The 26167-nt window shown below is 72.9% G+C and carries 22 protein-coding genes and 1 pseudogene; 9 read left to right on the top strand and 14 right to left on the bottom strand.

Annotation, left to right across the window (positions count from 1 at the left end; all coding sequences use genetic code 11):
- Nucleotides 1-70: 70 nt before the first annotated feature.
- Nucleotides 71-1621: a phytoene desaturase family protein gene (locus tag DFJ68_RS17780; protein ID WP_121034878.1), complete on the top strand. Its 1551-nt coding sequence runs from the start codon at nt 71-73 to the stop codon at nt 1619-1621.
- A gap of 43 nt (nt 1622-1664) precedes the next feature.
- On the opposite strand, the gene DFJ68_RS17775 is transcribed toward DFJ68_RS17780, so the two are convergent.
- Nucleotides 1665-2252, bottom strand: a complete 588-nt coding sequence (locus DFJ68_RS17775; RefSeq protein ID WP_121034877.1) for a DNA-3-methyladenine glycosylase I — start codon at nt 2250-2252, stop codon at nt 1665-1667.
- A gap of 41 nt (nt 2253-2293) precedes the next feature.
- On the opposite strand from DFJ68_RS17775, the gene DFJ68_RS17770 reads away from it, so the two are divergent.
- The 3 genes from DFJ68_RS17770 to DFJ68_RS18170 all read left to right on the top strand — a co-directional run bounded on the left by DFJ68_RS17770 (nt 2294) and on the right by DFJ68_RS18170 (nt 6029).
- The gene (locus DFJ68_RS17770; protein WP_338067433.1) at nt 2294-3967 is read left to right on the top strand and encodes an NAD(P)/FAD-dependent oxidoreductase; all 1674 of its coding nucleotides are present in this window, start codon (nt 2294-2296) and stop codon (nt 3965-3967) included.
- 39 nt (nt 3968-4006) lie between these two features.
- A complete protein-coding gene (locus tag DFJ68_RS17765; protein WP_121034875.1) occupies nt 4007-4906 on the top strand; it encodes a phosphatase PAP2 family protein in 900 nt (299 codons plus the stop codon).
- Between the two features lie 394 nt (nt 4907-5300).
- A complete protein-coding gene (locus tag DFJ68_RS18170) occupies nt 5301-6029 on the top strand; it encodes a hypothetical protein (protein WP_147431645.1) in 729 nt (242 codons plus the stop codon).
- Between the two features lie 603 nt (nt 6030-6632).
- On the opposite strand, the gene DFJ68_RS17760 is transcribed toward DFJ68_RS18170, so the two are convergent.
- The 4 genes from DFJ68_RS17760 to DFJ68_RS17750 form a co-directional block, all read right to left on the bottom strand.
- Entirely contained in the window at nt 6633-6923 is a 291-nt protein-coding gene (locus tag DFJ68_RS17760; RefSeq protein WP_121034874.1) for a hypothetical protein, read from the bottom strand.
- Between the two features lie 428 nt (nt 6924-7351).
- Nucleotides 7352-7522, bottom strand: a complete 171-nt coding sequence (locus DFJ68_RS18400) for a hypothetical protein (protein ID WP_170165824.1) — start codon at nt 7520-7522, stop codon at nt 7352-7354.
- Complete coding sequence (locus DFJ68_RS17755) at nt 7519-8388, bottom strand: DUF4097 family beta strand repeat-containing protein (RefSeq protein WP_170165823.1); 870 nt, start codon at nt 8386-8388, stop codon at nt 7519-7521. The genes DFJ68_RS18400 and DFJ68_RS17755 overlap by 4 nt, the downstream gene beginning before the upstream one ends.
- 77 nt (nt 8389-8465) lie before the next feature.
- Nucleotides 8466-8999 carry a hypothetical protein gene (locus tag DFJ68_RS17750; protein ID WP_121034872.1) on the bottom strand — a complete coding sequence of 178 codons (534 nt, stop codon included), beginning with the start codon at nt 8997-8999 and terminating at the stop codon, nt 8466-8468.
- A gap of 334 nt (nt 9000-9333) precedes the next feature.
- Between DFJ68_RS17750 and DFJ68_RS17745 the strand changes: the two genes are divergently transcribed.
- Nucleotides 9334-10542: an MBL fold metallo-hydrolase gene (locus DFJ68_RS17745; RefSeq protein WP_245963733.1), complete on the top strand. Its 1209-nt coding sequence runs from the start codon at nt 9334-9336 to the stop codon at nt 10540-10542.
- A 34-nt stretch (nt 10543-10576) separates the two neighbouring features.
- Here DFJ68_RS17745 and DFJ68_RS17740 read toward each other — a convergent pair whose 3' ends face one another.
- The 5 genes from DFJ68_RS17740 to DFJ68_RS17720 are packed head-to-tail and all read right to left on the bottom strand — an operon-like array spanning nt 10577 to nt 16389.
- Entirely contained in the window at nt 10577-11260 is a 684-nt protein-coding gene (locus tag DFJ68_RS17740; protein ID WP_121035508.1) for a class I SAM-dependent methyltransferase, read from the bottom strand.
- Between the two features lie 53 nt (nt 11261-11313).
- The gene (locus DFJ68_RS17735; protein ID WP_170165822.1) at nt 11314-11751 is read right to left on the bottom strand and encodes a GtrA family protein; all 438 of its coding nucleotides are present in this window, start codon (nt 11749-11751) and stop codon (nt 11314-11316) included.
- Nucleotides 11748-13865 (bottom strand): glycosyltransferase family 39 protein, encoded by a 2118-nt coding sequence (locus DFJ68_RS17730; protein ID WP_121034870.1) that lies wholly within the window; start codon nt 13863-13865, stop codon nt 11748-11750. Before DFJ68_RS17730 ends, DFJ68_RS17735 begins: the two co-directional genes overlap by 4 nt.
- A gap of 39 nt (nt 13866-13904) precedes the next feature.
- A complete protein-coding gene (locus DFJ68_RS17725) occupies nt 13905-15680 on the bottom strand; it encodes a sensor histidine kinase (protein WP_245963732.1) in 1776 nt (591 codons plus the stop codon).
- Complete coding sequence (locus tag DFJ68_RS17720) at nt 15658-16389, bottom strand: response regulator transcription factor (protein ID WP_121035506.1); 732 nt, start codon at nt 16387-16389, stop codon at nt 15658-15660. Before DFJ68_RS17720 ends, DFJ68_RS17725 begins: the two co-directional genes overlap by 23 nt.
- A gap of 177 nt (nt 16390-16566) precedes the next feature.
- Here DFJ68_RS17720 and DFJ68_RS17715 point away from each other — a divergent pair, with 177 nt between their 5' ends.
- Nucleotides 16567-17094, top strand: coding sequence for a hypothetical protein (locus DFJ68_RS17715; protein WP_121034869.1), 528 nt, complete (start codon nt 16567-16569; stop codon nt 17092-17094).
- A 294-nt stretch (nt 17095-17388) separates the two neighbouring features.
- A complete protein-coding gene (locus tag DFJ68_RS17710) occupies nt 17389-19554 on the top strand; it encodes a DEAD/DEAH box helicase (protein WP_121034868.1) in 2166 nt (721 codons plus the stop codon).
- Between the two features lie 93 nt (nt 19555-19647).
- On the opposite strand, the gene DFJ68_RS17705 is transcribed toward DFJ68_RS17710, so the two are convergent.
- Nucleotides 19648-21705, bottom strand: coding sequence for an NAD(+) synthase (locus DFJ68_RS17705; protein WP_121034867.1), 2058 nt, complete (start codon nt 21703-21705; stop codon nt 19648-19650).
- 51 nt (nt 21706-21756) lie between these two features.
- Between DFJ68_RS17705 and DFJ68_RS18395 the strand changes: the two genes are divergently transcribed.
- Together DFJ68_RS18395 and DFJ68_RS17695 are read left to right on the top strand one after the other, a co-directional pair.
- Nucleotides 21757-22530, top strand: coding sequence for a hypothetical protein (locus DFJ68_RS18395; protein ID WP_170165821.1), 774 nt, complete (start codon nt 21757-21759; stop codon nt 22528-22530).
- Between the two features lie 66 nt (nt 22531-22596).
- Nucleotides 22597-24150, top strand: coding sequence for a PepSY-associated TM helix domain-containing protein (locus DFJ68_RS17695; protein WP_121035505.1), 1554 nt, complete (start codon nt 22597-22599; stop codon nt 24148-24150).
- 163 nt (nt 24151-24313) lie between these two features.
- Here the strand turns inward: DFJ68_RS17695 and DFJ68_RS19120 are convergent, their stop codons facing one another.
- From DFJ68_RS19120 to DFJ68_RS17685, 3 genes and pseudogenes are all read right to left on the bottom strand, one after another.
- On the bottom strand, nt 24314-24865 hold the full coding sequence (locus tag DFJ68_RS19120) for a TOBE domain-containing protein (protein WP_420823675.1): 552 nt from the start codon (nt 24863-24865) through the stop codon (nt 24314-24316).
- An 84-nt stretch (nt 24866-24949) separates the two neighbouring features.
- A pseudogene (locus tag DFJ68_RS19115) lies at nt 24950-25315 on the bottom strand (ATP-binding cassette domain-containing protein); the annotation flags it as partial.
- 56 nt (nt 25316-25371) lie between these two features.
- Nucleotides 25372-26160 (bottom strand): ABC transporter permease, encoded by a 789-nt coding sequence (locus tag DFJ68_RS17685; RefSeq protein ID WP_245963731.1) that lies wholly within the window; start codon nt 26158-26160, stop codon nt 25372-25374.
- Nucleotides 26161-26167 lie beyond the last annotated feature (7 nt).

The raw sequence follows: 26167 nt of genomic DNA, 5'->3' as shown, positions 1-26167 counted from the left end.
GGTCGCGGGCCCACGTGGTCGCGTCGTCACCGGGACCGACCACCCGGCATCCGGTGCCTAGGGTGAGGGCGTGCGCTACGACGACGTCATCATCGGGGCCGGCCACAACGGACTGACGGCCGCCGCCTACCTCGCCCGGGCCGGGCGCCGGGTGCTCGTGCTCGAGCGCTCGGCCGAGGTGGGCGGCGCCGCCGTGTCGGCGCGCGCCTTCCCCGGGGTCGACGCGCGGCTGTCGCGCTACAGCTACCTCGTCTCGCTGCTGCCGCGCGCGGTCGTCACCGACCTCGACCTCGACGTGCGCCTCGTGCGCCGCCGGTACTCGTCGTACACCCCGGTGCCGGGCTCGCCCGGGCGTGGTCTGCTCGTCGACCACGGTGACCCCGAGGCGACGGCTGCCTCGTTCTCGGCGGTCACCGGCGACCCGTCCGCCTTCGACGCGTGGACCGAGTTCTACTCCCGCATGGGCTCGCTCGCGTCACGGCTGTTCCCGACGGTGCTCGAGCCGCTGCGCTCGCGCGCCGACGTGCGGGCCCTCGTCGGTGACGACGACCTCTTCGACGCCGTGACGACTCGGCCGCTCCTGTCGCTGCTGCAGCGGCACTTCACCGACGACACGGTGCGCGGGGTCGTCGCGACCGACGGCCTCATCGGCACCTTCGCGTCGCTCGCCGGGGACGACCTGCGGGCCAACGTCTGCTTCCTCTACCACCTCATCGGTGGCGGCACCGGCGACTGGGACGTACCCGTGGGCGGCATGGGCGCGCTCACCGGGGCGCTGGCCCGGGCCGCGGTGGCGGCCGGGGCCGAGATCCGCACCGGGGTGGAGGTGACGGCGGTCGACCCGTCGTCGGGCGAGGTGTCGTGGGCCGGTGGTCGGGTGACAGCAGGCACCGTGCTGGCCGGGTGTGCACCGACCGTGCTCGACCGCCTGCTGGCGGCCGCCGGGGCCGCGGCGTCGGGCGCCGACACGGCGGAGCCGGTCGAGGGCTCGCAGCTCAAGGTCAACATGCTGCTGACCCGGCTGCCGCGGCTGCGCGACGAGTCGGTCGACACGGCCGCGGCGTTCGCCGGGACCTTCCACGTCAACGAGGGCGCGGAGCAGCTCGAGGCGGCGTGGGCACAGGCCGAGGCCGGCCAGGTGCCTGACGTGCCGCCGTGCGAGATCTACTGCCACACGTTGAGCGACCGGTCGATCCTCGGGCCGTCGCTCGCGGAGTCGGAGACGCAGACCCTGACGCTGTTCGGGCTGCACCTGCCGGCTCGGCTGTTCCGCGGGCGCAACGACGAGGTGACCGCCGCGGCCCTGCAGGCGACGCTGCGCTCGCTCGACTCGGTGCTGGCCGAGCCGATCGAGAGCGTCCTGGCGACGGACGCCGACGGTCGGCCCTGTCTCGAGGTGAAGAGCCCGGTCGACCTCGAGGCGGCGGTCGGGCTGCCGGGCGGCAACATCTTCCACCGGCCGTTGCAGTGGCCCTGGGCCGAGCGCTCCGACGAGGTCGGGCGCTGGGGCGTCGAGACGGCGCACGAGCACGTCCTCGTCGCGGGGGCCGGCGCCCGTCGGGGGGGCGGCGTCAGCGGCATCCCCGGTCACAACGCGGCCCGGGCGGTGCTGCAGGGCTGACCCCGGGCAGCGGATGCCGGCCGGCCCGGTCCGCGCGGACCGTTCAGTCGGGCCAGACGCCCGAGCTGCCCCGCCGGTGGCTCGTGACGAGGTGCGTGTCGACGATGCCGACGGCCTCCATGAGCGCGTACATCGTGGTCGGCCCGACGAAGCGGAACCCCTTGCGCCGCAGCGCCTTCGACAGCGCCACCGACTCCGGCGAGACCGTCGGCACCTCGGAGAAGTCGCGCGGCCGTGGCGTGTCGGAGGGCTGGAACCTCCAGACGAAGTCGACCAGCCCACCCTCGTCGCGCAACGCGATCGTCGCCCGCGCGTTCGCGATCGTCGCCTCGATCTTGCCGCGGTGGCGGATGATGCCGGCGTCGCCGAGCAGGCGCTGCACGTCACCGTCGTCGAAGCGCGCCACGACGTCTGGCTCGAACCCGGCGAAGGCCGCCCGGAACGCCGGCCGCTTGCGCAGCACCGTCACCCACGACAGCCCCGCCTGGAACCCCTCGAGGCAGATCCGCTCGTAGAGACCGCGCTCGTCACGCACCGGCATGCCCCACTCGGTGTCGTAGTACTCGCGCAGCAGCGGGTCGGTCGCCGCCCACACCGGGCGGGTGAGCCCGTCGTCGCCGACGACCGTCATGCCAGCCTCACCGTCATGCCGCCCAGCCTAGGATCGTGGCCGTGACAGCAGCGATGCCCGCGATCATCCTCGTGGCTCCGGAGCACCCCGACGAGCTGGCCGGCGAGTTCGGCCGGTACGCCCGCGACTACGAGATCCTGCAGGCGGGCAGCACCGACGAGGCCGAGCAGGTCGCCGCCGACGTCGCCTCGCGCGGCGGCCAGGTGGCGATGTTCGTCGCCGAGTCGCGCCTGCCCGACGCGAACGTCCTCGCCGCCTTCGGCCGGTGGCGGTCCGTCGTGCCGACGGCCCGGCGCCTCATCGCCGCCCACTGGTCGGTCTTCCTCACCGACGCACCGAACCTGCGGACGGGGCTGGCCAAGGGCAAGTACGACGCCTATCTGCTGATGCCCCGCGGCGTGCGCGACGAGGAGTTCCACACCGCGGTCTGCGAGCTGCTGTCCGACTGGGGCTCGACGGTGGCGACGCCCGAGGTCACGAGCGTGCGGCTGGTCGCCCCGGCATCCGACGCCCTCACCCTGTCCGTACGCGACTTCCTCGACCGCATGGGGATGCCCAACCGCGTCTTCGCCCCCGACAGCGAGGTCGGCCGCGACATCGTCGCGCACCTCGAGCCCGCCGACGGCGAGCCGGCGTACCCCGTGGTCGAGGCGATGGACGGCGTGCCCGTCAGGGTGACGAGCGTGCGCGAGGTCGCCCACCGCATCTACGGCCAGCCCACCGACATCGAGGTGGATGCCGTCGTCGACGTCGCTATCGTCGGCGCGGGCCCCGCGGGGCTGGCCGCCGCCGTCTACTCGAGCTCGGAGGGCCTGTCCACCGTCGTGCTCGAGTCGGAGGCCGTCGGCGGGCAGGCCGGGACGTCGTCGATGATCCGCAACTACCTCGGCTTCCCCCGCGGGGTGTCGGGGATGCGGCTCGCGCAGCGGGCGCGCAACCAGGCCATCCGCTTCGGCACCCGCTTCTTCACCGGGTGGTCGGTCACCGGCCTCGAGCCCGGTGTCGACGGCGAGCCGCACACGCTGCTCACCGACGGCGGCCACGTGCGGGCGCGCTCGGTCGTCGTCGCCACCGGCGTGACCTACCGCAAGCTGCGGGTGCCCGCCGTCGAGGCCCTCGTCGGGCTCGGCGTCTTCTACGGCAGCGCGATGACGGCGGCCCGCGAGACCGAGGGCTACGACGTGGTCGTCGTCGGCGGGGGCAACTCGGCGGGGCAGGCCGCGATCCACCTCGCCCGCTTCGCCCGGTCGGTCACCATCCTCGTGCGGCGCGACACGGTCGAGGCGACGATGTCGAGCTACCTCGTCGGCGAGATCGCCTACAACCCGCGCATCACCGTCCAGACCTGCTCCGAGGTCGTCGACGCGGGCGGTGACGGCCGGCTGGAGTGGGTCGCGGTGCGCGACACCCGCACCGGGACCACCGAGCGACGCACGTGCGGTGGGCTGTTCCTGCTGCTCGGCGCCGAGCCGCACTGCGAGTGGCTGCCCGAGGAGGTGATCCGCGACGGGCGCGGCTTCGTGCTCACCGGCCGCGACGTCCCGGCGGAGCACTGGTCCGGGGCCCTGCCGCCCGAGAGCCTGGCCACCACGGTGCCGGGTGTCTTCGCGGCGGGCGACATCCGCGCGGGCTCGATGAAGCGCGTCGCCGCCGCGAGCGGTGAGGGCGCCTCGGTCGTGCCGCTCGTGCACGGCTGGCTCGACCCCGGCGACTGAGCCGCACGCCCGCCCTCCCTCGCTCTGCGAGGATGGGGCATGACCGAAACGACCCCGACGCGCGGGCCGTCCCGACCCGACGACCGCATCGGCGAGCGCGACCTGACGCACTGGCACACCCGGTTCGGGCGGTGGCTCGTGACGGTCGCCACCCGGCTCGTCGAGGCCGTGCCGCCCCGGGTCAGTCGTCGGCTCGGTCGCGCGGCGGCGTGGTCGCTCGCCCATCTCGCCTTCGTCGTCTTCACCGTCGTCTCGCTCGTGCTCATCACCCTCCTCGTGCAGGGCGCCCAGGAGGTCTACGAGGGCGTCGTCGGCAGCGACGGCCTCACCGTCGTCGACCGGCCGGTGCTCGACGCGATGGTGTCCGTGCGCAACCCGACCCTCGACACCGTGGTCACCGCCTACACCGACGTCGGCGGCCCGGTCGGCATGCCGCTGCTCGCCACCGCCGCGGTGCTGGTCATCGCCCTGCGCCGCCGACGCTGGACCCCGCTCGTCGTCGCGCTCATCGCCGCCGCCGGCTCGGTGCTCATGACCGTCGTGGGCAAGGACCTCATCGGGCGCGCCCGCCCGCCGGCCTCACTCGCCGTGCCGCCGCTCGAGGTCTCGCCCTCGTTCCCGAGTGGCCACACCCTCAACGCGACGGTGCTCACGACCGTCGTCGTCTACCTCGTCCTCATCGAGACGACCGCCCGCTGGCAGCGGACGCTCAGCGTGACGCTCGGCCTGCTCTTCGTCGTCACGATGGGCCTCAGCCGGGTCTACCTCGGCCACCACTGGCTCACCGACGTCGTCGCCGGCTGGGCCATCGGCCTCGCGTGGGCGCTCGCCGTCATCACGGCGCACCGGCTGTGGCTCACCCTCCGCGAGCACCGCGGTGGCGCCGAACCCCACCATGTCGACGGGGGACCCGCAGCGAGGGCCGGCCATGGTTCCTGAATCGTTCTCGCTGACACGCCTGCTGGCAACGCCCAATGTGCTTCACCTCCGGCTCGTGACTTCGCGAGACCTGCCCCCATGTGCAATGAATTGACTTCTGGGCCACGTCTGTCAGCTGCGGAGCCACGCAGTAGAAAAGGAGGTGGGTGAAATGCCGCACCGGCAAGAGACCTGGCTTCTGGGACAATGCGTCGGGTCCGAGCCAACGACAAGGTGACCTCCAGGTTCATTCGTCCCTTTTCAGAGATTTTGATGGACCGCATGTGCAAGCGAAAAAGTGCCACATCCTCGCTGAGGTATATACGAGCCCAACGGCCGGCGTGCAGTTACACTCCTAACCATTCAACGATGGGGCCTTGCCGTCAGGCAGCCGTTCAGGAGCATCTGGGGAGACATGAGCGTCAAGGAGACGGACGATTCCGGTTGGCGACGAATCGCCTTCTATTTCTTGGTTACCGTTGCGAGCGTGATAGCACCCGGGACCATCATCATTGGTTGCCTTATTGTCGTCACCGGGCAGCAGGCGCCAATCACAGCGTTGGCGGCTGCCACGGGCTCTCAAGCTGGCGAAAGTCGGTTTTTCGTCATACTGGCTGGGCTTAGTTCTGCATATCTGGTCGGTTATGTAGCACGGTACATCGGTTTCGTGGCCTTCAGATGGCTTACAAGTCGTGGCGGCAGCCAATCGACAATTGGTGAATTCCGTGAGGAGATTGTGGAGAGGCTGGGCTCCACTACTTTGCAGACGACGACCGGGGTACATCCGCACCTTCGAGAATCACTGGAAGTTCTAGATGACCGCACGCCACTGATTCACGACACGCTTAATGACGCGTTCGTATATTCCAAACTCTGGCTTCGACGCTATGCTCCGGTTCTAAACATCGACTCTATGGAATTCGAGATAAATGTGCTGGCGGCATGCTATGTCCCGACAATGTGTTTCGCGGGTGCCGTGATGGTGCAAGATGTCGGCCTCGTCGGCCGCTTGGCCGTCGTAGTTATATTTGCCATGATAGTAGGTGTGATAACGCACAACTTGAGGGATCTTCGGGTTGCCGAGCGAAAAGAAGCTTATCGCAACATCATCCTTGACGTGGCGATGAGGTCGGCGGCTAAATGACACTAGAAGGCGGGACGACTGGTAGCGACATAGGGCGGCTTCTTGACTTCAAGGGACTGCTCGATCCAAGCACGGTACGAGTGCTGGTGAATCGACAAGCTTTGGATGGGCTCAATCCCACAGTCAGCCTTCGATGGGGGACGGTTGAAAACTTCGCTGATTGTGTTTACCCACCCTGGTATTTCAACAGTGGTTCGGAAGTGCCCTATGACTCACCGTCCGGGAAACCAGTCAGCATGCGCGACATTGAGCTGACTGGCCTCTGCCCACACGTATTGGCGTTAAAGGAAGCGAGCCCTCTACTGGTCGTCGCATATCCACTCGTCGGGGGTTCTCTCCTATGCCTTGACGGGAATCACCGATTTCTTGGCTCACTCAGAGGTGGTTCTTCTCGGCCAGTTGCGCTTGTCGTCGTGAACGGTCCCTTGTCGCCAGCGATTATCCCGGACCTTGCTCACTGGACGAATGTCCCGAGATAAGGAATTTACAGCCAAAGCAAATCGACAACCGTCATGCAATAAACACTGCTAGTTGCGGCAGTCAAGTGGCACCGGGTGTGGCAATCTCACGCAATGAATGGACCGCTACAGGTGAGCGTCGAAGTCACACCGGGGTCGTGAGGCGGCTCAGCCGCCCGTCGGTGAAGAGGTAGCGCACCGCGCTCGTCGTGGCCGGCGGCAGGTGGGCCGGGTGCGCCGCGGGACGCGGCGGGCGCTGCTGACCCGGCTGACCGGCATCCTGCTGGTGCGCGTGGCCCGTGCTGATGCCGGCGGCGTGCGCCTGCGCGGCGCCGAGGCCGGCCGTACCGACGAAGGCGACGACGACGGCCGCTCCGGCGGCACCGAGGCCGCGGCGCAGAGAGGGGACGATGGCCAGGCGCGGGTTCGTGTTCATGGCTTGACGTTCTCGGCCGTGGTTGTGGGTGGTCTGTGACGATCCGCTGCGCCGGTGATGAGGTCGGTACGGGTGGGCACCGCCTACGTCGGCTGCCGTGGGTGGGGCGGAGGTGCTCGCCCTCAGGAGCACGGGCGGTGCTGCCGGATCTGCTCCTGCGGACGCCGCTGTGTTGCCGCACCGCCCGTGAATCGGGCTCACACCACCGCCCCACCCCCGGCCGGTCCCGCGGACGACGCTTGCTGCCGCACCGCCAGTGAATCGGGCTCACACCACCGCCCCATTCACAGCCCGTTCGGCGCGCGAGACCCATCTGCGCGTCATCAACTGGCGGATCAGTGGGCGTGCGGTGCTGCTCGGGCGACACCGGCCGCCGGTTGATTTGCCGGTTGATGGGCTGGTGGATCTGATCGGGGCCGGCGGGCGGGTCAGCGGGTGGTGGTCGGGTCGAGGCGGTCGGCGAGGCGACGCAGGACCTCGGCGGTGCGCGGGTGGCGGCGGACCACGGAGCGGTACTGGTGGTCGTCGCGGGCCTGCGCGAGCATCCCGGTGATGCGCTCGCGGGCGAGTGCCTGGTTGAGGTCGACGAGCGCGCTCACGACACCCTCACCCGGGCCCGGCTGACGAGCACGTCGCCGCTGCCCGACTGCACGGCCAGGCTCGCCTGCGACTCCGAGCCGTCGGGGCCGTCGGTCTCGTCGAGGTGCACGTCGACGTCGCCGGTGACCGTGTTGAGGTCGAGGTAGGCCGCGACGCCCGCCGCGACGAAGATCGCGACGTCACCGGTGCCGGTCTTGGCACGGATCTCGCCCCCGTGCACGCCCTCGAGCTTGACGTCGCCGGTGCCGGTCATGACGTCGAGGTCCCCCGCCGACGACCCGACGACCACGTCGCCCGAGCCGGTCTTGAGCCGCGCCGTCGCCTCCGCCCGGCGGAGCATGAGGTCGCCGCTGCCCGACACGAGGTCGACGTGGCCCCCGGCCGACTCGAGGGTGATGTCTCCGGAGCCGGTCTTCGCGGAGACGCCGCCCGCCACCGCCCGGGCCACGACGTCGCCCGAGCCTGACTTGAGGTCGGCGGAGTCGAGGTCTTGCAGCGAGAGGTCGCCCGAACCGGTGTGCGCCCGGACGTCACCGAGCAGCCCGTGGGCGCTGACGTCCCCCGACCCGGTGCGAGCGTCGACCCGGCTGCCGGTGGGCAGCTCGACGACGACGTCGACGTGCCCGCGCCAGCCGAGCCCGGAGAAGAGACCGTCGCGGCCCTTGGGCGCCGTCACGGTGACGTCGCTGCCGTGCGCCTCGACGGTGTACCGCTCGGCGATCTCCTCGCCGTTGCGGCCGTGGGGGACCAGTCGTACGACGGTGTCGGTGCGGTCGCCCGCCGTGAGCGTGACGTCCCCCTGCTGCACCTCGACGGTGAGCGTCGCGGCGCCGGGGGTCTCGAAGCGCTTCTCGATGTCGGTCATGGTCGTCCTCCTGCTGTGGTCGGTGGTGGTGTCGGTGTCGGTGCTGGTGGGTGTGGTGGTGCCGGTCGGGGCGGCGCTCATCGCACCCACCCCTGCACCCGCTTGTTGGAGCGGCGGTTGCGGCCGGGGGCGCCGGGCCCCTGCGTCGTGGCCGGGCCGACGGCGGTGGTCGCGGCGCGCACGGCACCGACGAGCCACGTGTTGAGCGACTGGCCCCGGCCCGCGGCCAGCTCCTCGGCCCGCGTCTTGAGCGCGTCGGGCAGGCGCAGGGTGATGCGGGCGGTCTCGGCGCCCTCGGCGTCGACGGCGAGGGCCGTCGTGTCACCGGATGCCGGGATGGCCGCGGTCTCGTCGGACAGGGCGGACGGCCCGGCACCGACGACGACGAAGACCGGCTCGCGGCCGTCGAGCCGCACCTCGACCGAGGCGCCCTCGAGGGCGGTCGTGATCTCGGCCGCGGCGTGCGACAGCGCGTCGAGCAGGGCGAGGCGCGCGGCCGAGTCGAGGGCGAAGCCGATGCGCTGCGCGACGTCCTCGACCTCCGGACCCATGGCCCGGGCCGTGCTGGTGAAGTCGCGGCGGAGGGCCTCGACGTGTTCGGTGATGTCCATGCACATCACAATGACACCATAGTGATGTCACGTCAACACCGTTCTGACATGACGCCTCGTCACCCCCGCCGATCCGTCCCCGCCGCGCACCCCGCCACGCACCCCGCCACGCACCCCGCCACGGCCCTGAAACGGACGCCCGACCCGGCACCCGCCGGTCCGGAACCCCACCACGGCCCGACGAGGGACGAGCCCGGATGCCGGGCCACCCGACCGTCGGCGGCCGACGGAGAACATTCGGTGACATCCGTGCGTTGAGGACGTCAGGAAGCCGCCGCCGGACCCTCACCGGCGCATCATCGGTGGGAGCCCACCGCCCGACAGGGAGCCACACATGACCACTCGTCCCGAGGCCACCGCCCCGACGCCGGACGCCGCCGGCACCACCTCGGACGGCGGCGCGAGCCTCGTCCGCACGGTCACGATGCGCGCCGGCGGTGTGCTGCCTCCTCTGCGTCGCATGGGGGCCGACGCCGAGTCGATCAACCGGAGGGTGTCGGGCTCCCCGAACTACCGCGACGGTCGGTTCCGGTCACCCGAACCGACGCGCCGACCCACGTCGGCCTCCCTGCCGCGCATCGCCGCCGCGGCTTGGCAGCAGCGCGGCCGCGGCAAGCCCGTCGCCGACGTCCCCGTCGTGCCGGCCGCGCCGCCCGCCGTGCCGGGAGTCCTCGCCGTCACCTGGTACGGCCACGCGACGACGCTCGTCGAGCTCGACGGCCGCCGCTTCCTGCTCGACCCGGTCTTCGGCCACCGTGCCTCCCCCGTGTCGCTCGCCGGCCCCGAGCGCCTGCACCCGACCCCGGGGTCCATCGCGGGCATCCCCACCCTCGACGCGGTCGTCATCTCGCACGACCACTACGACCACCTCGACGAGCCGTCGGTCGCCGAGCTCGAGCGCACCCACCGGCCGCACTACGTCGTGCCGATCGGGGTCGACCAGCACCTGCTGGCGTGGGGGGTGCCCGCCGACCGGGTCACCGCCCTCGACTGGTGGGAGCACACCGAGGTGGCCGGCATCCGACTGACGTGCACCCCCGCCCGGCACAACTCCGGACGCGGCTTCGTCGAGAGCCAGACGCTGTGGGCGGGGTGGGCGATGCGTGGGCCGGGGCACGCGGTCTACTTCGCCGGCGACAGCGGCGAGTCGGCGTGCTTCGGCGAGATCGGCGAGCGGGTGGGCCCGTTCGACCTCACCATCGTCCCGGTCGGGGCCTACGACGAGTTCTGGCACGACATCCACATGAACCCACCCGAGGCGGTGGCCGCCCACGTCGCCGTCAACACGACAGCCGAGGGCGAGGATGCCGCGTCACGCTCGGTCATGCTCCCCGTCCACTGGGCGACCTTCAACCTCGCCCGGCACTGGTGGTCCGAGCCGGTGCGCTGGCTCCGTCGGGTCGCGCCCGCCGCCGGGGTCCCCGTCGTCTACCCGCTCGTCGGGGCGCGGGTCGACCTCGACGTCGACGACGTGACGGATGCCGTGTCGCCCCATCAGGCGGACTGGTGGGCGGCTTGCGCCGCCCCCGACGACCGCGACTGAGCCCGGGGCGGCTCGGCCGCACGGCCGGGCGCCTCTAGGGTGCGGACGAGTCGGCGTCGGACCGCGCCAGCACCATCGCCTGGTCGTCGCGCTCGGTGCCCTGCGCTCGTCTGACCACGCGGGCCTCCTCGACGAGGCCCGCCCGGGCGAGCTCGTCCACGACGGAGTCGACGTTGAGCAGGTGGCGCACGAGGGTCACCTCGTGCCCGAGCCGACGGTAGGAGGGGGCGACGTCGCGGGAGCCCACCCCGGCCTGGAAGCCGACGAGGACGTGCCCGCCGGGCCGCAGCACCCGGGCCGCCTCCCCGACCGCGACCGGCACGAGGTCGGGGTTGAGGTGGATGAGGGAGTACCAGAGCAGGACGCCGTCGACCGACCCGTCAGCGAGCGGTAGGTGGGTCAACGACGCCGCGGCACAGGCGATCTCGCGATCTCCCGCCGTCGCCTCGCGCAGCATCCCCGGCGACAGGTCGACGCCGACCACCCGGAGGCCGCGGGCCCCGAGCACGCGGGCCACCCGCCCGGTCCCGCAGCCGGCGTCGAGGACGGTCGGTGTGGAGGTCTCGGACACACGGTCCGCGAAGTCGTCGATGGCGGCACGGTCGAGGGCGGACTCCGCCCGCAGGTCGGGCAGGTGCCGGGCGTAGTCGGCGGCCACGACGTCGTACGCGAGGCGGACTCCGGCCGGCGAGGTGGTGGGCAGGCCGACGTCGCTCATGCCCGCCATTCTGGCGGCCCGGCGAGCGGCTCCGCCGCCGGTCAGGCCGCCGGTCAGGCAGCCGGCCCGCGGTCCGTGAAGATCCAGCGCCGCATGGCGACGAACCGGGCCGCCGTCGACAACACGTTGGCGACGGCCACCACCACGGTCTGGGTCGTCGTACCGGCGTCGGGCTGCAGCCGGGCGAGCACGGCGAGGGCGAGCGTCGTCGCCGTCCACGTGATGGCGAAGACGACCAGGGCCTGCCCGTGGTGCACGCCCAGCCGTCGGCGACCGGAGATGCCGAACGTCCACGCCCGGTTCGCAGCGGTGTTCGCGACGGTGGCGACCACCAGCGCGATCCCGTTGGCGACCATCGTCGTCACACCGCCCTGCAGCAGCGCCGCGAACAGCGCCAGGTGCAGGGCGGTCGACCCGGCCCCGATGACCGCGAAGCGGCCGAGCTGGGCCGGCAGTGCACGACGGCCGACCGGGGCCGGGGCGTGGGTCACGACACCGTCGTGCCGGACGAGCCGGAGCCCGCGGCCCCCGACGTGAGCGGCTGCGTGAGGTCGTAGAACGTCGAGCCGTCGATGGTGACGGCGGTGTAGCCCTGCTCGACCCAGGCGCTGATCTCGGAGGCGGTGCTGCTGCCGCCGTTCTGGCGGCCGAAGCCGCCCCCGGCCGCGAACCAGTGGATGCGGCCCTCCCGCACGTACGACTGGAACTGCGCCAGCGTCGGGCTGGGGTCCGAGCCGTTGAAGCCGCCGATGGCCATGACCGGCAGCTGGGTGCCGAGCTGGAGCCCGGCCGCGGTCTGCGACCCGACGGCCGCGGCGACCCACGTGTAGCGCGAGCTGTCCTGCGACAGGGCCGAGACGACCGCGGTGCTCGGTGTCGAGGCGTCGAGCAGACCGCCCGTGCCCCCACCCCGCGTGGCCGTACCGGTACCGGCACCGGTACCCGGGACGGTGCCACCCGGCATCCCCCCGCCCGGCGCGAAGCCACCACCGGGCGCGCCGCCGCCACCCGGCATCCCCCCGCGACCGGTACCGGCGGGGCCGGCGGTGACGATGGAACCGGTGTGCGCCTGAGCGGTGGTCGAGAGGGTGAAGGCCGCCGGGCCGGCGACGCCGGCGAGCAGTGCGGCGACGAGCACGGCGGGGACCGCCCTCGCGTGCACCCAGTGGACCGCGAGGACGAGCAGGGCCGCGGCCATGCCGACCGCGAGCACGGAGACCCGAAGCCAGTCGCCGTAGGCCGTCGTGCGCGACAGGAGGACGAAGCCCCACACCGAGGCGGCCGCGGTCGCCACCGCGAGGGTGACGGTGCCGACGGCACGCGAGCGGTTCTCCCACGCCTCCGCGGCGCCCATGCCGACGAGGGCCGCGACGGCGGGCGCGAGCGCCACCGTGTAGTACTCGTGGAAGATGCCGGCCATGAGGCTGAAGGTCAGCATCGTCACGACGAGCCAGCCGCCCCAGACGAGGTAGGCGGCGCGACGGCGGTCGGTGCGGGGGCGGCGACCACGCAGGAAGAGCCCCACGACGAGCAGGACGAGGGCGCTGGGGATGAGCCACGAGATCTGGCCGCCCACGCTCGTGCTGAACATGCGCAGCAGGCCGGTCGAGCCCCAGCCACCGCCGCCTCCCCCGCCGACTCCCCCGCCACCGACCGAGCCGGTCTCGTCACCGTTGAGACGGCCCAGCCCGTTGTAGCCGAAGGTGAGCTCGAGGAAGGAGTTGTCCTGGCTGCCGCCGATGTACGGCCGCATCGAGGCCGGCACGAGCTCGACGATCGCGACCCACCACCCGGCGCTGACGACGAGCGCCCCGATCGCCATGAGGGAGTGGGTGATCCGGCGACGCAGCGTCGTCGGGGCGGCGATGAGGTAGGCGAGCCCGAAGAACGGCACGACGAGCAGCACCTGCAGGGTCTTGGTGAGGAACCCGAGGCCGATGAGGACGCCGACGAGCACCATCCAGCGCGCCGACGCCTTCTCGACCGCCCGCACGGTCGCCCACGCCCCGAGGGCCATGAGCAGCGTGAGCAGCGCGTCGGGGTTGTTGAAGGTGAACATCAGCGCGGCCACGGGCGTCAGGGCCAGCACGACCCCGCTGACGAGCCCGGCCATGGCGCCGAACTGCCGTCGCACGGTCGCGTACACGACGCCGACGGTGGCCACGCCCATGAGCGCCTGCGGGACGAGGATGGCGAACGAGCTGAGCCCGAGCACCCGCACCGACAGCGCCATGACCCAGAGGGATGCCGGGGGCTTGTCGACCGTGATCGAGCTGGCGGCGTCGGAGCTGCCGTAGAAGAACGCCTTCCAGCTCTGGCTGCCCGCCTGCACCGCCGCGGAGTAGAACGAGTTGGCGTAGCCGCTCGCGGTGAGGTTCCACGTGTAGAGCACCAGGGTGGCGAGCAGCAGGCCGAGGAGGGCCGGGCGGGCCCAGCCCGGGTCGTCGGCGTGCCCGCGCCAGAGACGGCGCAGCCGGCCGGTGCTGGCCGGTCGGCCCCCACCCGTCGCCGGGGCGCCGGGCGCGTCGCGGTGGTCGTCCGTCGACCGGGGGGCCGTGGCCACGGACGCGCCGGGGCCGGTCGTGGTGAGGCTCATGGTGTTCATGGGCACCACGGTCCGGCCCGCGGCTGTGCCGTTCCTAGGTCAGTGCTGGGGGGCGGTGGTGAGTGGCAGCAGCACCGAGAACGTCGTGTCCCCGGGGCGGCTGTCGAGCTCGACCCGACCGCCGTGGGCCTTGGCCACCGCGGTGACGATGGACAGGCCGAGTCCGGTGCTGCCGCCGGCCCGGTTGCGGGCGTCGTCTCCACGGGCGAAGCGCTCGAACACGTTCTGTTGCAACGACTCCGGCACTCCCGGGCCGTTGTCGTGGACGGAGATACGCACCCAGTCGCCCTCGGTCCGGACCGCCGTCGTCACCACCGTGTGGCGGGGGGTGTGCGTCCGGGCGTTGCCGAGCAGGTTGGCCACGATCTGGTGCAGGCGGGCGGGGTCACCCTGCACCTCGACCGGCTCGGGCGGGAGGTCGAGACCCCACCGGTGGTCGGGGGCAGCCGCGTGGGCGTCGCTGACGGCGTTGATGACGAGCATCGACAGGTCGACGGTCGTGTGGTCGAGGGGGCGGCCGGCGTCGAGCCGGGCGAGCAGCAGGAGGTCCTCGACGAGCGAGCTCATCCGGTTGGCCTCCGACTCGATGCGGCCCATCGCGTGCGAGACCGACCCGGGTACCGGCTCCGGCTCGCGTCGCGACAGCTCGGCGTAGCCCTTGATCGAGGCGAGCGGCGTGCGCAGCTCGTGCGAGGCGTCGGCGACGAACTGGCGCACCCGCTGCTCGCTCTGGTGTCGGGCGTTGAGCGCGCTGTCGACGTGGACGAGCATCTCGTTGAAGGCGGCGCCGACCTGGCCGACCTCGGTGCGGGTGTCGGTGTCGGCGGGGTCGACGCGCTCGGCGAGCGCCACCTGGCCGGAGTCGAGGGGCAGCTGCGAGACGCGGGTGGCGGTACCGGCCACGCGGCGCAGCGGCTCGAGGTTGCGCCGCACGATCCACGTGCCGACGAGGGCCACGAGGGTGATGCCGGCGAGCGCGGTGCCGATGGCGATGACGACCATGCGCTGCACCGTGCGCTGCTGCTGGTCGATGGGCAGGCCGACGACGAGGGTGACGGCGACCGAGTTGTAGTCCTGCGACACCCCCTGGGTGGCGACGAGGCGGTACGTGCCGAGGCCCGAGACCGTGAGGGTCGTCGGGCGCGGGCCGAGGCCGGCCCGGGACAGCTGGGTCAGCTGGGCCGCAGTGAGGTCGGTCGAGCGCTGGTCGCTCGACGCGGTGCCGAAGACCTGGAGGCCGCTGGCCGGGAAGACGGCGACGAGGCCCTCGTCGCCAGGCCCGCGAGGGCCGTTGTCGTCGGAGCCGGTGCTCGGGATGCGGATGGGCTTGCCCTGCACGTACTGGCTCAGCGACGCACGCAGCTGGTCGTCGACCTGGCTCGTCAGCTGCCGGTCGAGCGCGACGACGGTGAAGGCGCCCGTCGCGAGGCTGAGCACCGAGAAGAGGGCGAGCATCGAGGCCACGAGCTTGGCCCGCAGCGTCCAGGCCGACCACGGTCGGACGCGCTCGCGCCACGCGAGGGCGGGCGGGGACGGGAGGTCCGGCTCGGCCGGCTCCCCCTGCCCGGAGGGTGAGGGGGACACGGAGGATGCGGAGGGCGCCGAGGCGGGCCCACGCACGTCGTCGGCCGGGCCCGACGGCACGACGGGTCGCTCGTCGTCGGGGTCGGCGACCGGCAGGTCGGCGCGCTCGGGCGGACCGTAGTGGCCGTCGGGGTCAGCGGGTCCGTCGGGGTCAGCGGGTCCGTCGGTGTCAGTGGTGTCGGCGGGCTCGGCCGGGTTCTCGACCTGCTCAGACCGCGGGCTTGAGGACATACCCGGCACCTCGCATGGTGTGGATCATCGGGTCCCGACCGGCGTCGATCTTCTTGCGCAGGTAGGAGATGTACAGCTCGACGACGTTGGCCTGGCCGCCGAAGTCGTAGTTCCAGACGCGGTCGAGGATCTGCGCCTTCGACAGCACCCGCTTGGGGTTGCGCATGAGGTAGCGCAGCAGCTCGAACTCCGTTGCGGTCAGGTGGATCTCGGCCCCCGCCCGACGCACCTCGTGGCTGTCCTCGTCGAGGGTGAGGTCACCGACGACGAGCGTCGAGTCGCTGGCACTGATGGCCACGGTGGTGCGACGCATGAGGGCGCGCACGCGGGCCACGACCTCCTCGAGCGAGAAGGGCTTGGTCACGTAGTCGTCGCCACCCGCGGTGAGACCGGAGACCCGGTCCTCCACGGCATCCTTCGCGGTGAGGAAGAGCACCGGCACGCTCGCGTTGTCGGCGCGCATGCGACGCAGCACCTCCATGCCGTCGAAGTCGGGGAGCATCATGTCGAGCACGACCGCGTCGGGGTCGAACTCGCGCGCGGCCCGCACGGCCTCCATGCCGGTGCCGGCGGCGCGCACCTCCCACCCCTCGTACCGCAGGGCCATGCCCAGCAGCTCGGTGAGGTTCGGCTCGTCGTCGACGACGAGCACGCGGACGGGCGACCCGTCGAGGCGTTGCAGGCGGGCGGCGGCCTTCTTCTCGTTCATGCTCACCAGTTGACCTGTGGGGACTGTGTCGTCACCAGTATGTCCCTGTGCACTTCCTGTGCATCCTCTGTCGCCGATCGTCGGCGTCGACTCGCCCGGCCGGGGGCGCCCGGGATCCCCAGCACGTCCATCCCCCTCGCACAGCGCCGCCACAGTCGCCGGCGCGACCGTCGGACCATGAGCCACGAGACCGACGAGCAGGGACCGACGGCGGCGCGCGAGCTGCCGACCTTCGACCCCGGCGCCCCCGCCCCCACCATCGCGCCGACGACGACCTACACGTACGCCGTCACCCCCACCGTCACCCATGCCGCCGGCCCGCCCGACGCCGCGACCGGCCCGCGGTGGAGCGCCAGGAAGACCGCCGTCACCGCCGGCCTCGCGCTCGTCCTGACCTCGGCGGGAGCCATCGGCGCCGCGGCCGCCCTCCCGTCGGGCAGCACGACCCGGGATGCCGGGGGCTTCGGCGGCGGCCGCGGCACCTTCCAGCCCGGCACCGGTCTCGGGCAGCGCGGCCAGCAGGGCACGCAGCAGAACGGCGCCCAGCAGTTCGGCGGCCAGGGCAGCCTGCAGTTCGGCGGCCAGGGCAGCCAGCAGTTCGGCGGCCAGGGCGGCCGACAGGACGGCAGCCAGCTGCCCGACCTGCAGAACGGCCTGCCCGGTCAGGACCCCGCCCAGAGCGGCTCGGGCGCCCAGACCACCTGAGCCCCACCCTCCCGACGGCCCGCCCGCACCCCGTGCTGGTGGGCCTTCGGCGTGCGCCCACGCCGAGGTCGGTGATCGCGCGGCGCGCCGACCGGCATCCGCTAGACTCGGCGACAGAAGAGCTCACGCCCGGCGTGCGTCCAGCCGCGGCGCAACCGTCGCCGGGGGACGTCGCCCACAGGGGCGACGCGCGCACGTTCTCAGCTCGCTCTCCGTCGGGCCGTCGCCCGGCACCGGTCCGGTGCCGCCGCGAGGACAGCGGCTCGAGGTCACCACCTCGTCTCCAGGAGGAGCATGTCGTCCAACGTCCGTCGTCGGCCCACCGGCCGGTCGGGTGCCCGCACCGTCGTCGCGCGCCCTGACGACCCGGCGCCCATCATCCCCATCCTCGCCCGCCGTGTGCGCGAGGTGGAGGCCAAGATGGGCAAGGGCAAGATGAGCCCGGCGAACCGCACGAAGTTCCAGGTCATCGCCCTGCTCGTGCGCTCCGAGCGCTCCCGCATCAAGGCCGATCCCGAGATCGCCGGTGCGACCCGGGCCGAGCTGCTCAAGCGCCTCGACGGCATCGCCACGATCCTCGCCCAGGTCGCGTCGCGCGACACGAGCCTGCTCAACCTGCTCGAGGCGACGACGCCCGGGCCGGCCGCGCAGCAGCTGCGCCTCGACTGGCTGCTCGAGTCGGGGGCCCAGCTGAGCCCGGAGGAGCTCGTCATCCAGGCGCCCTCGCGCCCGGCCCCGCTCGTCCCGGCCGGGGTGGCCGAGCGCGCCGACCGCGCCGTCATGCCCCGCTCGGTCAAGGCCCGCGTCATGGCCAACCCGTTCCTGCCGCCCGACATCGAGCGCGCCCTGCGCCCCGAGCACCAGCCCGGCCGCCTCGCCGGCTGGGACCTCATGGACCCGCTCTACCGCGCCTTCGAGGAGGGCGCCGGCGGCGAGGCGGCCTCGATGCCGCTGCCCCCGGCCCCGAAGCTCGACCGCATCTCGCCGCCCGGGCTGCACCTCATGGCGCACCAGTCGCGCCTGCTCGAGGAGGTCCGCGCCGGCCACCGCACCTTCCTGCTCGCCGACGAGCCAGGCCTCGGCAAGACGGCGCAGTCGGTGCTGGCGGCCTCGGTCGCCGACGCCTACCCCATGCTCGCCGTGGTGCCGAACGTCGTGAAGATCAACTGGGCCCGCGAGGTCGAGCGCTGGACCCCGCAGCGTCGCGTCGCCGTCATCCAGGGTGACGGCCTCGACGTCGACGCGTTCGCGGACGTCTTCGTCGTCAACTACGAGATCCTCGACCGTCACTTCTCGTGGCTCTCGAGCCTCGGGCTGCGCTCGATGGTCGTCGACGAGGCCCACTTCATCAAGAACCTCAAGTCGCAGCGCTCGCAGCAGGTGCTCGCGCTCGCCGACCGCATGCGCGAGCTGACGCCGGGCGGCGACCCGCTGCTCATGGCCCTCACCGGCACGCCGCTCATCAACGACGTCAAGGACTTCCATGCGATCTGGCGCTTCCTCGGCTGGGTCAAGGGCGACAAGCCCGGCTCGGAGATCGTGCGCCGACTCGAGGAGACCGGGATGACCCCGGCCGACCGCGGCTTCTACCGCGAGGCCCGCAAGGTCGTCGTCGGGATGGGCATGGTGCGCCGCCGCAAGGTCGACGTCGCCAAGGACCTGCCCGACAAGCGCGTCGCGGACATCCCGGTGCAGCTCGACGACGACGCCGCCCGCTCGGTGCGCCAGGCGGAGACCCTGCTCGGCAAGCGTCTGCTGCAGAAGTACCGCGCCCTCATCGACGCCGGCGAGGGCCACGAGACCGACGGCGAGCCCGACGCCGCCGTCATGCGCCGCGTGGCCGCGGGCGAGCTGCGGGCCACCGCCGCGAAGACGGGCGACAACGTCTTCACGCTCGTGCGAAAGATCGGCCAGGCGAAGGCCAACCTCGCCGCCGACTACGCCGCCCAGCTCTCGCACTCGGTCGGCAAGGTCGTCTTCTTCGCCAAGCACATCGACGTCATGGACACCGCCGAGCGGGTCCTCGCCGACGCCGGCCTGCGCACCGTCTCGGTTCGTGGCGAGCAGACCGGGCGCCAGCGGCAGGAGGCCATCGACGCCTTCCAGCAGGATGCCGACGTGGCCGTGGCCGTCTGCTCGCTCACCGCCGCCGGGGTCGGCCTGAACCTGCACGCCGCCTCGAACGTCGTGCTCGCCGAGCTGTCGTGGACCGCTGCCGAGCAGCAGCAGGCCATCGACCGCGTGCACCGCATCGGTCAGGACGAGCCGGTGACGGCGTGGCGGATCCTCGCCGCCGGCACCATCGACTCCAAGATCAGCGAGCTCATCGACAGCAAGCAGGGCCTGGCCGCGCGTGCCCTCGACGGCAGCGACGTCGAGGTCACGAGCGAGGACACCCTGCAGCTCGAGGCGCTCCTGCAGCTGCTGCGTGAGGCCATCACCGCCGACCGCGGGTACTGACGGGCTCGGCCACACCACCCACCCCGGCGCCACGTCACTGCTCACTCCGGGTGAGCAGTGACGTGGCGAGCCCGGGGACCCGGGGACCGCCAGTCAGCGCCGCCGGGACCCCGACTCCGGCACGTTGGCCTCGAGCTCGTCGAGCCACGTCGTGGCCGCGGCGTCCGACGGCATCCGCCAGTCGCCGCGGGGCGAGAGCGACCCTCCCGCGACGACCTTGGGACCGTTCGGCAGGGCTGACCGCTTGAACTGGTTGGCGAAGAACCGGGTGAGGAAGAGCACCATCCAGCGGCGGATCTCGGCGAGGTCGTAAGCCACCCGCTCGTCGGCGGGGTACCCGGGAGGCCACTCACCGGCATCCACGTCGCTCCACGCGTGGTGCGCGAGGAAGGCGATCTTCGACGGCCGGTAGCCGCGGCGCAGCACGTGGTAGAGCGTGAAGTCCTGCAGCGAGTACGGGCCGATCTTGGCCTGCGTGCTCTGTGGTCGCTCCCCCGCCTTGGCCGGCACGAGCTCGGGGCTGATCTCCGTGTCGAGCACGGACGTGAGGGTCTCGCCGACGTGCTCCTCGAACTGGCCCGACGAGACGACCCAGCGGATGAGGTGCTGCATGAGCGTCTTCGGCACGCCGGCGTTGACGCCGTAGTGCGACATCTGGTCGCCGACACCGTAGGTGCACCAGCCGAGGGCCAGCTCGCTGAGGTCGCCCGTGCCGAGCACGATGCCGCCACGCTGGTTGGCGATGCGGAAGAGGTAGTCGGTGCGCAGGCCGGCCTGGACGTTCTCGAAGGTCACGTCGTACACCTCCTCGCCGCGACCGAACGGGTGACCCATCGCCTCGAGCATCGACGTCGCGGCGGGGCGGATGTCGAGCTCCTCCCACGTGACGCCGATCGACTCCATGAGCGCCACGGCGTTGGCCTTCGTGTGCTCGCTCGTCGCGAAGCCCGGCATCGTCAGGGCGATGATGTCGGTGCGCGGCCGGTCGAGCCGGTCCATCGCCTTGGCGGCGACGATGAGGGCGTGGGTGCTGTCGAGCCCGCCGCTGACGCCGATGACGATCTTCGGCTGACCGATGGCCCGCAGCCGCTGGATCAGGCCCGAGACCTGGATGTTGTACGCCTCGTAGCAGTCGAGGGCGAGCCGGTCGGCGTCGTCGGGCACGAACGGGAAGCGGTCGACCTTGCGCAGCAGGCCGATGTCGTCGGTCGGCGGGTCGAGGGTGAGGTCGACGGTGCGGAACTGCCGGGTGCGCGCCTCGTGGGTGCGGCGGTTGTCGTCGAAGGTGCCCTGCCGCGCCCGCTCCTGACGGAGGGCGTCGAGGTCGACGTCGGCGACCGAGTCGCGCGGGCCATCGGGGAAGCGCTCGGTCTCGGCGAGCAGGACGCCGTTCTCGTAGACCATCGTCTGCCCGTCCCACGACAGGTCGGTCGAGCTCTCGCCCTCGCCGGCGGCGGCGTACAGGTAGGCCGAGACGTGCCGGGCCGAGGCACTGCGACACAGCAGGTGGCGGTCGTCGGCGCGCGAGACCGTGATGGGTGAGCCGGACAGGTTGGCCTGCACCGTCGCCCCGGCGAGCGCCGCCTCGGCGCTCGGCGGGATGGGCACCCACAGGTCCTCGCAGACCTCGACGTGGAGCACGAACCCCGGCACGTCGACGGCCCGGAAGAGCAGGTCGGGCCCGAACGGCACCCACTGCCCGGCGACCTCGACGTCGAGCCCGCGCTGGTCGTCGCCGGACGCGAAGTGCCGCCGCTCGTAGAACTCGCGGTAGGTGGGCAGGTTCGACTTCGGGACGACACCGACGATGCCGCCGCCCTGGATGACGACCGCGCAGTTGTAGACCCGGTTGCCGCGGGCGATCGGCGCCCCCACGACGACGACCGGGCGCAGGTCGGCCGTCGTCTCGCAGAGGCGGGCGATGGCGTCGTCGACCGCGTCGAGCAAGGGGTCCTGCAGCAGCAGGTCGTCGATCGCGTAGCCGGTCAGCCCCAGCTCGGGGAAGACGGCGAGGGCGACGCCCTGGTCGTGCAGCTCGCGGACCCGCGCCAGCACGGTGTCGGCGTTGCGCTCGGGGTCGGCCGGTGCGACGGGCACCGTGCAGGCGGCCACCCGGGCGAAACCGTGGCGGTAGGCGCTCCAGAAGTCCATGGCCTCAGTCAACCGCACGGGTCGCCCGCCACGCCGTCTACCCTTGTGGGCATGCCGCCCGCGCCGAGCCCCGACGTGCCCCGGGCACCCGGGGGCTCGCGAGTTCCGGCGGCACGGCCGGCGCCGTCGGACCGGTCGGACCAGCCGACCCGGTCGGCCCAGTCAGCGCGGGCCCTCGTCCTGGCCCTCGTCGCGTCCGGGGCGGCCACGGTCGCCCACGCCGTCGGCGGCGGGCACCTCGTCTCGGCCACGAGCGCAGTCGTCGCGACGCTCGTGCTGGCCGGGCTCGCGCTGCCGTTCGTGCGCCACGAGCCGACGACGGGGCGCACGGTCACCCTGCTCGCGCTGCTGCAGGTCGGCGGCCACGTCGTGCACTCGCTCGCCGCCCTCGTCGGCGGCCCGGCCACGACCTCCGTAACCGGGGGGCACGCCCACGGGGCGGACGCCTCCGCCCTCTCATCGGCCACCACCGGCCAGCACGCCGGCCACGGCTCCGAGGCAGCGGTCGGCGTGGCCGGCCTGCTGCCCTCACCCGTGATGCTGCTCGCCCACGTCCTCGCGGCGGTCGCCGTCGGCAGCCTGCTCGCCGCGGCCGAGCGCTCGTGGCGGCTCACCTCCCGCCTGCTCGCGGTCGCCGTCGGTCACGTCGCCGGGGCGCTCGAGCGCGTCGCCGCCGCGGCCGCCCTGCTCGCCGGCGTCCTCTCGGCGGATGCCGGTGCGCCCGCCCGCGCGACCAGCGCCCCACCCGCTCGACGACGTCCCCACGACGTCTGGTGCTCCCCCTCGCCCGCCCGCCGCGGGCCCCCTCGCCTCCTCAGCGTCTGACACCCACGCAGCCCGCCCGTCCGGCGGTCGCTGCCCCCTTCCGTCATGCCCGAGGAGAACCCCCGCATGTCCGTCGTCGACGACCCCGCACGCCCTGGTCCCACCCCGTCCCCCGACCGCACCGACCGCAACCACCGCGCCCACCGCACCGACCCGCCCACCCCCGAAGGCACCTCGCCACGACCCGACCGTCCCGGCCGGCCAGACCGACCGCACCGGTCCGACCGACCGGGCCGGTCCGACCGACCGGGCCGACCGGCATCCGGCCTCTTCCGCGCGTTCTGGCGCTGGCACTTCTACGGCGCCGTCGTCGTCGTGCCCGTGCTGCTCGTGCTCGCCGTGACGGGGCTGGTCTACCTCTTCCGCTTCCAGATCGAGCCGCTCGTGCACGGCGACCTCATGCGCGTCGAGCACGTCGCCGGCCAGCTGACCCAGCCCGCCGAGACTCAGCTCGAGATGGTGCAGAAGGCCGACCCGGGCGCGACCGTCGTGTCGTACACGGAGCCCTCGGCCCCCGACGAGAGCAGCCGGTTCACGGTGACGACCGCCGACGGCGCCACCCGCGACGTCTTCGTCGACCCGTACACGCTCGACGTGCTGGGCTCGCTCGACCCCGACGGGACCATCAGCGGGACGGCCGTCAGGCTGCACGCCGACCTCATGGCCGGGCGGGTCGGCGAGACCGTCATGGAGCTCGGCGCCAGCTGGGCGATCGTCATGACGATCACGGGCTACTACCTCTTCGTGCGCGGTCGGCGGGCCCGGCGGCGTCAGCGCGAGCGGCACGCGCGGTCGGCGCGGCTGCGCAGGACGCACGCCCGCGTCGGGGCCGTCGTCGGCGTGGGGCTCATGGCCCTGCTCGTCACCGGCCTGCCGTGGACCGAGGTCTGGGGCGGCGCGGTGCAGAAGGTCGCGACCGACAACAGCAGCTCGATGTGGGCGGAGGACCCCGGCGCGCTGTCGAACCCGGCCTCGACCCTCGACGAGTCGCTGCCACACAGCCACCACGCCGTGCCGTGGGGCCAGGAGAAGAGCGGGGTGCCCCGGTCGACCCCACGCGCCGCCGGCGACGAGGAGAGCGTCGCGAACCTCGACACCGCCGTCGAGGTCGCCGACCGTGAGGGGCTCGCGCACCCGCTGACGGTGGCCCTGCCCGCCGACGACGGCGGCGTGTACTCGGCCATCGGCTACGCCTTCCACGACCCGGCGGCCGAGCGCACCGTGCACGTCGACCGGTACGGCGGGCAGGTGGTGAGCAGCTACGGCTACGACGACTACCCGGCGCTGGCCAAGGTCGTCGCGCAGGGCATCTCGGTGCACGAGGGCAGGCGGTTCGGCACGCTCAACTTCTGGCTGACGGCAGCCTTCTGCGTCGCGGTGGTCGTGTCGTGCGTGACCGGCCCGCTCATGTGGTGGCGCCGCCGCCCGCGGGGGGGCGGCTCCGTCGGCGCCCCCCGGGGCCGGATGCCGGTCGCGGCCTCGCCGCTGCTCGCCGTCGGTGTCGTCGCGCTGGGTCTGTTCCTGCCGGTCTTCGGGGCGTCCCTGCTCGTCGTGCTGCTGCTCGACCGGTTCGTGCTGCGGCGCGTCACCCGGCTGGCGAAGGCGTTCAACGTCACCTGACCCGGACCCGGGTGATGCCGACCGCGGTGTCGACCGGCGTCGGTGATGCCGGACGCGGCACATGGGCCGCGTCTGGCATCACACAGGAGCGCGGACGCCCGTCTGGCATCACACCGGTGCGCGAGGCCCGTGCTTTCGGCTGCCTCGGCCTCGGTCGGGCGGCTCAGGCCGGGTAGAGGGTGACGGCCGTGGCCTTGACCGCGAGGTGCACCTCGCGGCCGGGGTGCAGGTCGAGCTCGCCGACGGAGCCGGCGGTGACGTCGGCGAGCAGCACCCCGTCGTGCGCGTCGTGGGCCCGCACCCGCACCTGGGCGTCGCGCGGCTCGAGCTCGACGACGGTGGCGGCGAACGTGTTGCGGGGGCTGCCGCTCGGCGCCGCGACGTGGACGGCGACGGCCGTCGGGCTGAAGACGGCGAGGGCCGGGGCGCCGGCGACGAGGTCGCCGCTCGGGGTCCCCTCGACGAGCCGCCCGGCCCCGTCGCGCAGGTGGGTGCCGTCGACGGCGACGCCGCGCACGAGGTCGAGCCCGGCGAGGCGTGCCGTGAACGGGGTGCGCGGCCGGGCGACGACCTCGGCCGTGGGGCCCGACTCGACGACGCGGCCGTGGTCGACGACGACGACCCGGGTCGACAGGAGCACGGCGTCGAGCAGGTCGTGGGTGACGATGACCGCGGCGCGGTCGGCGAGCACCCGGGCCAGCACGCGACGCAGCATCGGGGCGGCGGCCACGTCGAGGGCCGCCATCGGCTCGTCGAGCAGCAGCAGCCGGGGGCGGGCGGCGAGGGCCCGGGCCACGGCGACCCGCTGCTGCTGACCTCCGGAGAGCTGGGCCGGCCGACGGTCGGCGAGCTCGCTCGCCTCGACCTCGGTGAGCCACCGCCGCGCCTCCTCACGCGCGGCCCGGGTGCGGGCGCCGGCCGAGCGCGGGCCGAAGGCGACGTTGTCGAGGGCGGTGAGGTGCGGGAAGAGCAGCGGGTCCTGGGCCAGCAGGGCGATGCCGCGGGCATGGGGCGGCACCCACCGGGTGTCTGGTCCCCCCTGGCGGTAGAGGACACGGTCGTCGAGGACGGCCTCACCGGCATCCGGTCGGACCACCCCCGCGAGGACGGCGAGCAGCGTCGACTTGCCCGCCCCGTTGGGGCCGAGCACGGCCACCCGCTCCCCGGCGGCGACCTCGAGGGTGACGTCGAGGCCGCGAGCGGCCACGACCGCGCTCATGGTCAGCCCCACTGCCGCCCCCGGCCCTGCGCGAGGGCGACGACGAGCACGGCGACGACGACGAGCACGAGCGAGAGGGCGACGGCGGCGTCGGCGTCGGTCTCGCGCTGGAGGTAGATCTCCAGCGGCAGCGTGCGGGTGACGCCCTGCAGGCTGCCGGCGAAGGTCAGCGTGGCGCCGAACTCCCCCAGCGCACGGGCGAACGACAGCACCGCGCCCGACAGCAGCCCGGGGAGCACGAGCGGCACCGTCACCCGCGTCAGCACTGTCGTGGGGCGGGCCCCGAGGGTGGCGGCGACGACCTCGTACCGCTGGCCGACCGCACGCAGCGTGCCCTCGAGGCTGACGACGAGGAAGGGCAGCGCGACGAAGGTCTGGGCCAGCACGACGGCCGTCGTCGAGAAGGCGATGCGGATGCCGAGGAGGTCGAGCGACTCGCCGAGCAGGCCGCGACGGCCGAAGGTGTAGAGCAGTGCGATGCCACCGACGACGGGCGGCAGCACGAGTGGGAGCAGCAGCAGCGACCGCAGGGCCCGTTGCCCGCGGAAGCTCGTGCGGGCGAGGACGAGGGCGAGCGGAATGCCGAGCACGAGGCACAGCGCCGTGGAGGCGGCCGACGTGCGCAGGCTCAGCTCGAGCGCCGCCACCGAGCTGTCGGAGGTGACGAGCGCGCCGAACTGCGACCAGTCGACCCGCGTCGTCATGGCCACGAGCGGGAGCACGACGAAGACCGCCCCGAGCAGGGCCGGGACGAAGACCCACCGCGGCAGGCCGGAGTACGTGCGGGTCACCGGCGCG

This window comes from Terracoccus luteus, assembly GCF_003635045.1.
In the GTDB taxonomy this organism is placed as follows: domain Bacteria; phylum Actinomycetota; class Actinomycetes; order Actinomycetales; family Dermatophilaceae; genus Terracoccus; species Terracoccus luteus.
This window is presented reverse-complemented; position numbering and strand designations above follow the sequence as displayed.

Coding starts and splice junctions, on each gene's coding strand:
- DFJ68_RS17775 (WP_121034877.1), bottom strand. CDS start 2,252: ATGACGGTCGTCGGCGACGACGGGCTCACCCGCCCGGTGTGGGCGGCG.
- DFJ68_RS17765 (WP_121034875.1), top strand. CDS start 4,007: ATGACCGAAACGACCCCGACGCGCGGGCCGTCCCGACCCGACGACCGC.
- DFJ68_RS18170 (WP_147431645.1), top strand. CDS start 5,301: ATGAGCGTCAAGGAGACGGACGATTCCGGTTGGCGACGAATCGCCTTC.
- DFJ68_RS17760 (WP_121034874.1), bottom strand. CDS start 6,923: ATGAACACGAACCCGCGCCTGGCCATCGTCCCCTCTCTGCGCCGCGGC.
- DFJ68_RS17755 (WP_170165823.1), bottom strand. CDS start 8,388: ATGACCGACATCGAGAAGCGCTTCGAGACCCCCGGCGCCGCGACGCTC.
- DFJ68_RS17750 (WP_121034872.1), bottom strand. CDS start 8,999: ATGGACATCACCGAACACGTCGAGGCCCTCCGCCGCGACTTCACCAGC.
- DFJ68_RS17745 (WP_245963733.1), top strand. CDS start 9,334: ATGACCACTCGTCCCGAGGCCACCGCCCCGACGCCGGACGCCGCCGGC.
- DFJ68_RS17740 (WP_121035508.1), bottom strand. CDS start 11,260: ATGAGCGACGTCGGCCTGCCCACCACCTCGCCGGCCGGAGTCCGCCTC.
- DFJ68_RS17730 (WP_121034870.1), bottom strand. CDS start 13,865: ATGAACACCATGAGCCTCACCACGACCGGCCCCGGCGCGTCCGTGGCC.
- DFJ68_RS17725 (WP_245963732.1), bottom strand. CDS start 15,680: ATGTCCTCAAGCCCGCGGTCTGAGCAGGTCGAGAACCCGGCCGAGCCC.
- DFJ68_RS17720 (WP_121035506.1), bottom strand. CDS start 16,389: ATGAACGAGAAGAAGGCCGCCGCCCGCCTGCAACGCCTCGACGGGTCG.
- DFJ68_RS17715 (WP_121034869.1), top strand. CDS start 16,567: ATGAGCCACGAGACCGACGAGCAGGGACCGACGGCGGCGCGCGAGCTG.
- DFJ68_RS17710 (WP_121034868.1), top strand. CDS start 17,389: ATGTCGTCCAACGTCCGTCGTCGGCCCACCGGCCGGTCGGGTGCCCGC.
- DFJ68_RS17705 (WP_121034867.1), bottom strand. CDS start 21,705: ATGGACTTCTGGAGCGCCTACCGCCACGGTTTCGCCCGGGTGGCCGCC.
- DFJ68_RS18395 (WP_170165821.1), top strand. CDS start 21,757: ATGCCGCCCGCGCCGAGCCCCGACGTGCCCCGGGCACCCGGGGGCTCG.
- DFJ68_RS17695 (WP_121035505.1), top strand. CDS start 22,597: ATGTCCGTCGTCGACGACCCCGCACGCCCTGGTCCCACCCCGTCCCCC.
- DFJ68_RS19120 (WP_420823675.1), bottom strand. CDS start 24,865: ATGCTGCGTCGCGTGCTGGCCCGGGTGCTCGCCGACCGCGCCGCGGTC.